Raw genomic sequence first — 6,366 nt, 5'->3', positions numbered from 1 at the left:
CAAGGAAGAAAAGGACACCGTAAAGCTGCTGAGGCAGTGCGATGCAGGCATAAAAATGGGGATAGGTGCCATAAACGACGTTATCCCCAAGGCAGGCGACGCCGACCTTGAGGATATTCTCAAAAAAAGTGTGAAAGAGCATGAAAAGCTGCGCTCCGAGGCGGAGCAACTCCTTAACTCATGGGGCAGGGCGGGCAAAAATCCCTCTGCCATGGCAAAGGCGATGTCAACAGTCAAGACTGACCTTACTCTTATGAACAGCACCGAGCAGGACGCAGCGGAGCTGGTCTCAAAGGGCTGCTCCATGGGCATAGACAAGCTCCGCCAGAGCATGGACAAATATGCCGCAGCCGATGGCGGCAGCAGAAAGCTCACCCGTGAGCTGATCTCCGCCGAGCAGCGGCTTATGACTGATTTGAAAAAATATTTGTGATTGGATCGGCGTATTAGCGATAATAAAGCTTTTAAAACTTATAAGTAAATTTAAAGTTTTGCGGACAAAATAACTCTCCCCCACCGCAGAGCCAAACAAAACTAACAGCAGATACTCGATATAAACTGTAAAATTAAAGGATTTAAGGTAGAGGACATATTTATCAATTTGCTTACTATTTGCTTTTACTCATAAAGCTCTCTACCGCAAACTCCCCCACAGCCGATATATTATCCAATATGAACTGCTGTGCTGACGGCTTATACAATACCTTGATATACTGCTTCCCCGTTTGCGGAGATGTCACGTTCAAATTGTATATTCCTATCTTTTCCCCCATATCCGCAGCCCTTGATTCGCTCTCCTGTGTAAGCAGCCCCGACTGCCTCAGCCACCCTGTTATTGACTTTCTGAGCGGTGCTGTTGCCATGTGCATATCCGTTTCCGTGATTATCTTTTCGGAAAATGCGGAAAGCGACAGCGATTCATTGCCCAGCGTTACCTTTCCTATCCCTGCCGATATGCCGTCAAATGCTTCTCTTATATCCTCCGCCGTTTTCATCATGTTTCGACGGAGCTTTTTTATCTCCTTTTCCTCGGTGACTGCGGCAACCTGATTTTTCTCCGCATATTCCTTGATGACCGTGATGAATGCGTTTCCGTAGCGTTCCAGCTTTGCCGCTCCCACGCCCGATACGTTCAGAAACTCGCTGTCTGTCCTCGGCAGCCTTTCACACATATCACGGAGAGACGTATCGGTGAAGATAAGGTACGCAGGCACGCCCTGAACGGAGGCAAGCTTTGCACGCAGCGCTTTGAGCTTATCCAGCAGCACAGGGTCGCAGGCATAAACGGGAGCTCTCTTTGCTCCGGCGGACTTCGGCAGACGTGCCATTACCTTTTTGTCCCCCCTAAGCACGTCCAGAGCGGAGGGATTCAGCTTCAGCACGGGATATTCGTCCTCTGTCTTTTGAGCATAGCCCATATAGATAAGCTTTTCGGTTATCTGCTTGATGTTTCGCTCTGTGCTGTCTTTCATTATGCCGTAGGTGCTGAGCTTGTCAAGCCCTGCGGCGGTTATGCGCTCGTTTTCCTTGCCCGTAAGGATATCCGTTATCATTTTAAGTCCATAGCGCTGACCTGCACGGAAAATGCAGGACATTATCTTCTGAGCCTCCACTGTAACGTCCTGGGCGCCCTCCTCCGAACAGCAGCAGGAGCAGTTCCCGCACTGTGAGGGCGACTTCTCGCCGAAATATTTCAGTATATAGCTTCTCAGGCACTCGGCGCAGGTGCAGTAGATCGTCATATCCTTGAGGCGCTTCAGGTCACGGTTTCTCACCTCTTCCGCTACCTCAGGCTCAAGCTCCGACTCGTCATAGCTTTTGTTTATAAGGAATTTTGCGGTGTTAACGTCCTGACCGCTGTAGAGCAGTATGCAATCCGCAGGAGAGCCGTCACGGCCTGCACGTCCCGCCTCCTGATAATAGCTTTCCACGTCCTTGGGCATATTGTAGTGGATAACAAAGGAAACGTTTGATTTGTCGATGCCCATGCCGAAAGCGTTGGTTGCGACCATTATCTTACGCCTGTCGTAAATGAAATCGTCCTGATTTGTGCGTTTTTCCTCCTCCGCAAGCCCTGCGTGATATCTGGTAGCGGAAAAGCCCTGGCTGCACAGCCGCTCGCACACGGTCTCCACGTTTTTTCTGGTGGAGCAGTAGATGATGCCGCTCCTGCCCTCCTCGTCGTATTTTTTCACCAGTCTTTTCAGGTCGGCATATTTGTCTGAGGGACGGCGCACCTCAAAATAAAGATTTTTTCTGTCAAAGCCCGTGACCAGAGTAAACGGGTCTTTAAGCTCCAGCAGGCGGGCGATATCATCACGCACCCTTTCCGTGGCGGTGGCGGTGAACGCAGTCATAACAGGTCTCTTTGGAAGCGCTGCGGCAAACCGTGGGATATTCAGATAAGAGGGACGGAAGTCCTGACCCCACTGAGAAATGCAGTGCGCCTCGTCAACGGTTATCATAGATATCTCGGCGTGCATGGCATAGTTCATGAACACCTCGCTGTCAAGGCGCTCGGGGGCGACATAAATAAGCTTGTAAGCCCCACGCTCCGCATTTTTCAGCACCGTGTAAAGCTGATTCATTGTAAGGCTGCTGTTGATAAACGCCGCAGGAATGCCCGACTGCACCAGCGAGCTTACCTGATCCTGCATCAGCGAAATAAGTGGGGAGATAACGATAGTAACGCCCCCGAACATCAGCGCAGGCACTTGATAGCATACGGATTTTCCCGCACCCGTAGGCATAACTCCCAGGGTATCACGCCCCGACAGAATGCTGCTCACCAGCTCCGCCTGACCCTCTCTGAAATTATCATAGCCGAAATATTTTTTCAGCACTTGGTTCTGATCCATTTAAACAACCATCTCTCTGCAAAATAACACTGATATCATTATATCATCTTTTAAGAGAAAAGGCAAATGTTTTCTGGGACAATGATTAAAACAACCGGTATTTTAGCCAATTCCCACCGCAGAGCTAAGCAAAACTAACAGCAGATACTCGATATGTAAATGCCAGACCACAAATGAGAGGGGCGGCGGTGAAAGGCACGGAACAATATTCAACATAGGAGACAAGCACCAAAGTTAAGACAAACTGCAAAAGCGGGCTTAGTGGGGGTGAGAGGGTAGGGAAAAGGAGTGCAGAGGAGAAACCGTAGGAGAGAGGGGGGAATGCCCGCTTTTGTTGGGTTTTGGTTTCCTCCCTCTCTCCTTAGGTGTCTCCTTTGCATTAGGCATGGACTTTATAAAATTGAAACGTTAGTTTGACGTACCTGCGCCTTACGGCGGAAACCAAAATCGCCATTCATGTCGAAATGTCTCTTGGTTTCAAGCCGCCTGCATTTAATAGTTTTTTATCTGATTGTGATAAAACTTGCTTTCTGCTTGTCTTTGAATTTCTGGTGCAGGCGGCTTTTAGGACTTTTAAATTTGTAAGCTAACGGTTTAATCATTCAAGCCGTCAGCAAAAAGATTTCGTCCTCTGCGGAGGACGACCAGATGGCTTTGCCCTCAGTGGACTTCCTAAACCCTTTGCCTTGCTTTCATTTGTGCTGACTTTTTTATTTGTCCGCCTAACAAAAAAGGCTGCCGCAAAATGCAGCAGCCCGAAATATCACTTTCCGTCACTTAAAACATTGGTGTAAATAACTCCGCTCTTGGGAACAGCTCCGCATTTCTCAAAAAGCTCCTCCACGGTAACAAGCTCGTAACCCTCTTCCCTCAGAGCCGGGATAAGCCTGTCAAGCGCCTTTACGGTGTTGATGTTGCCCTCCATGTCGTGGAGAAGTATCACGTCCCCGTGCTGCGCCTGAGCCATGGTGGTGTCAAAACGCTGCTCTGCCGAAACGCTGTCCTCCCAGTCTGTGCAACCCTTTCCGCATATGAATGTGAGAGGTATGGTGCTGTACATCAGGTCGTTCAGAGCTATGTACGGGGGACGGAAAAACTTGGGCGCTCTGCCTGTGATGTCGATTATCTTTTCTGTGGTGAAATCTATCTCAGCAGTCATTTCCTCGGCGGTAAGCTGGGGGAACGCTGTGTGTGTGCGGGAATGGTTTTCTATCTCGCAGCCCATTTCCACAGCCCTTTTGACCACCTTTGCGCTTTCCTCGTTGATGTTGTTGCCCTCAAGGAAAAATGTGCCCACGGCGCTGTGCTTTTCAAGCACGTCCAGAACCATTGGAGTAGTGACGGTGTTGGGACCGTCATCAAACGTGAGAGCTATATATTTTGCCATTTTACTCACCCTTTCAATAGCTTATGCGCAGGTCGGTAAACTCGGCGCTGCCCTTGACTGCATACATACCGATGACAGTTCCCGTAAATCCGCCGCAGACCTCGCTGGAAAGATACTTGGACATTGCAAAGCCCATGGGTATCTCCTCACCCTGCGACTGCACGAAAAACTTATATACCTGGCTGTCGGAGCGGATAATGAGCTTTGCGTCGCCCGAGGGTATCTGCACAGCCTTTTCAATGTGCCTGATGCCGCCGATATTCAGCCTGAGGATAGCCTCATAGCCGCCCTCGTTCTTTCTAAGCGCCAGGTCATAATGCTCTGTCTCGCAGGAGTAAACGGTAAGTCCGCCCTCTCCGTCGGAAACGCTTACGCTGACGGAGCAGTCCATATCAAAATCACGCTGGCGCACGCCTGCAAATGTGGGAGAAGCCACATCGTCAAGGGTAACATCCGTGCCTTTAAGAGTTATCTTGTCCTTTGTTATGCTGTAGTTTTCAGTGTGGGGGTGGCGCAGGTGGCAGATGTCGTGACCGATATTTTCAAGAGTGTAGGTCTTGAGAGGCAGCTGCGCAAAGTCGCCCGACAGCTCGTAGCTTTCCTCGCAGGTCCCGTTTCCTGCGGTGAACCAGCCGTCCTCGTGGAAGGTAACGGGGATAAGGAAACACTCTCTTCCAAGGTGGTGATATGTCATCCACATATGTATCTGGCGGAAACCGAGACAGATGATGTGCCACTCGCCGTTTTTGTCCTGTATAAGGTCGCCGTGGCCGATGCCCTGAATGATAAAGGGCGCTTTGTTGCGGTTTGTCAGCACGGGATTGTGGGGATAGCCCTCGAACTTGCCCCAGACGCTTTCGCTGCGTGCATAGGTTATCATATGACCATACTCAGTGCCGCCCTCTGCTGCCATGAGATAATAATACTTGCCGATCTTGTACATATGGGGGCTTTCAAGGTATCTTCCGCCCGAGCCCTGCCATATACATCTGCTTTCGGTGAGCTTTTCGCCTGTTTCAATGTTTATCTCGCACTGAACAACGCCGCCCCTGCCCTCGCAGTCGGTGCCGTTGCTGATGAAGAAGGCTCTGCCGTCTTCAAAGTAAAGCGAGGGGTCAATGCCGTCCTGGTCGATGGTGATGGGGTCGGACCATTCGCCATGGATATCATCGGTGTAAACGTAGAAATTCCTGTGAGTGGTGTCATTGGTCGTTACCATGTAAAATCTGCCGTTGTTGTAGCGGATAGTGGGCGCAAAAACCCCGCCTGAGCTGTTGACCTTTTCAAGCTCGACCTGATTTTTGCGGGTAAGAACATGGCCTATCTGAGTCCAGTTAACAATGTCATCGCTTTCAAAGAGGGGCACTCCTGGGAAATACTGGAATGAGCTGCATACCAGATAAAATTTGCCATTGGCATAGCAAACGCTGGGATCGGGGTAAAAGCCTTTTACAACGGGGTTGGTGTATATCATTAAAATTCCTCGCTTTCATTGATTATCCAAAGCCTTGCGGAACGCTTAGGGATCGGTATAAGGAAATTGTAACATTTATTGGCAGGCAAGTCAATAGAAATAATGTGGATATGGGAGAAAAAGCATAGCTTTCAAAGGCTGATATTCCCATGTGGGAGAAATAAAAAAGTCAGCACAAATGAGAGCAAGGCAAAGGGTTTAGGTCAAGCCTTTTTCCCGAAAGGCTTGCGGGAGTCCAGAGGGCAGAGCCATCTGGTCGCTGTCCGCAGACAGCGAAATCCGTTTGCGAGCAGTTAAAGCAATTATGCTGATAGCCGACTGACTAACAAATTCTAAAGCCGCCTGCACCGAAAACTCAAAATTTTGCATATAAGCTTAATTTCTCAAATAGTCTTAAAACTATTCCATGCAGGCGGCTTGAAACTGAGAGCAATTTCGCAGAAATTGCGTTTCAGTTTCCGCCGATAGGCGCAGGTATGGTCAAATTCACGTTTCATTTTTACAAAGTCCGTACCATGCAAAGGAGACACCTAAGGAGAGAGGGAGGAAACCAAAACCCAACAAAAGCGGGCATTCCCCCCTCTCTCCTACGGTTTCTCCTCTGCACTCCTTTTCCCTACCCTCTCACCCCCACTAAGCCCGCTTTT

Annotated in this window: 4 protein-coding genes; 1 reads left to right on the top strand and 3 read right to left on the bottom strand. The window is 49.5% G+C overall.

Features of this window, described 5'->3' with window-relative positions; genetic code table 11:
• The coding region (locus tag OCV68_RS10515; protein WP_262572519.1) for a hypothetical protein at nucleotides 1–433 on the top strand (433 nt) is incomplete at its 5' end.
• A gap of 175 nt (nucleotides 434–608) precedes the next feature.
• Here the strand turns inward: OCV68_RS10515 and recQ are convergent.
• The 3 genes from recQ to OCV68_RS10500 all read right to left on the bottom strand — a co-directional run bounded on the left by recQ (nucleotide 609) and on the right by OCV68_RS10500 (nucleotide 5,719).
• On the bottom strand, nucleotides 609–2,858 hold the full coding sequence (gene recQ / locus OCV68_RS10510) for a DNA helicase RecQ (RefSeq protein ID WP_262572517.1): 2,250 nt from the start codon (nucleotides 2,856–2,858) through the stop codon (nucleotides 609–611).
• A gap of 763 nt (nucleotides 2,859–3,621) precedes the next feature.
• Complete coding sequence (locus tag OCV68_RS10505) at nucleotides 3,622–4,245, bottom strand: polysaccharide deacetylase family protein (RefSeq protein WP_262572514.1); 624 nt, start codon at nucleotides 4,243–4,245, stop codon at nucleotides 3,622–3,624.
• A gap of 13 nt (nucleotides 4,246–4,258) precedes the next feature.
• Nucleotides 4,259–5,719, bottom strand: a complete 1,461-nt coding sequence (locus OCV68_RS10500) for a glycoside hydrolase family 43 protein (protein ID WP_262572512.1) — start codon at nucleotides 5,717–5,719, stop codon at nucleotides 4,259–4,261.
• Nucleotides 5,720–6,366: the final 647 nt, after the last annotated feature.

The organism is Huintestinicola butyrica, assembly GCF_025567215.1.
Taxonomy (GTDB): Bacteria; Bacillota; Clostridia; order Oscillospirales; family Ruminococcaceae; genus Huintestinicola; species Huintestinicola butyrica.
This window is presented reverse-complemented; position numbering and strand designations above follow the sequence as displayed.